1 pseudogene is annotated in these 1,001 nt (G+C 45.7%); it reads right to left on the bottom strand.

The window, feature by feature from the left end:
* Positions 1-48 precede the first annotated feature (48 nt).
* A pseudogene (locus PG899_RS24115) lies at positions 49-864 on the bottom strand (integron integrase); the annotation flags it as partial.
* Positions 865-1,001 lie beyond the last annotated feature (137 nt).

Below are 1,001 nucleotides of genomic sequence, written 5' to 3'. Positions count from 1 at the left end.
CTACACGCCGAAACAGCGTCTGGCACAGGCCGCATGACCTCTACTTTTGAATGCCCCTAAAAATGGGGGGATTACCACACGCTTGCTAACGATGCCTGCTTTTTGTACGGCTGCCTTCAATGCCTTTCGCGCAACGGAGTCATGCAGATGATGGCGGCATAATTTGCCGTTATACGGGTGGTTGCAGAGCGTGCTGGAGGGAAAGACAAACATCCACGCCGCTTGTCGATAAGCAGAAGGGTATTTGTGATCTAAAGCAAAAGGCAGCGATGGCCCTACGCCTTGTAAGTTGTCGTCTTGCTGAATAAGCCGCGCTTGCTCAATGAGTTATTTTATTGCTGGGATTAGGCGCGTGGGCAGTAGGCTGTTTCTGCTTTTCCCACCCTTACCGTCATGCACAGTGATGCAGCCATTATCAAAATCAAAATCTTTAACCCGCAAACGCAAGCATTCATTAATGCGCAAACCTGCACCATACAGCAGCGTAAAAATAACTTGGTTGCGAGTATCCATAACCTGCAAAATGCGTTGCACTTCATTTGCAGAGATAACAGAGGGTAGCCGTCTAGGCTTGCTTGCAGGGATATAATCAATATCGCCCAACGGCTGTTGTAAAAACCTGTTGTACAAAAAAGCTAGGGCATTTAAAGCGATTTTCTGCGTGTTTATGGCTACATGTCTGCTGTTTGCTAAGCTGGATAAAAACAGCCTGACCTCTTCACTGCCCATGGTCTGAGGATGACGTTTTTTGTGAAACAGAATAAAACGCTTAATCCAGTGCAGGTAAGTTTTTTCAGTTTTCAGCGCATAACCTTTTTGTCGCATATCCGTGCGTATAGAATTTAAAAATGGACTGTTAGACATAAAACGCTCCTTGTCTTGCAACTGTCTGCCTATACAGCCTATTCTAGCTGGGATTTAAAAAAGGGTAAGCGGATTAAATGGTTGATCTTACCTTTGCATGAGAGTGAGGCAAACCGGCATCTCATCGGATTATCTGG

The organism is Aeromonas sp. QDB39, from assembly GCF_027707585.1.
GTDB classification, from domain to species: domain Bacteria; phylum Pseudomonadota; class Gammaproteobacteria; order Enterobacterales; family Aeromonadaceae; genus Aeromonas; species Aeromonas hydrophila.
Note: the sequence above shows the minus strand (reverse complement) of the source record. Positions and strands in the feature narration are given on the sequence as shown.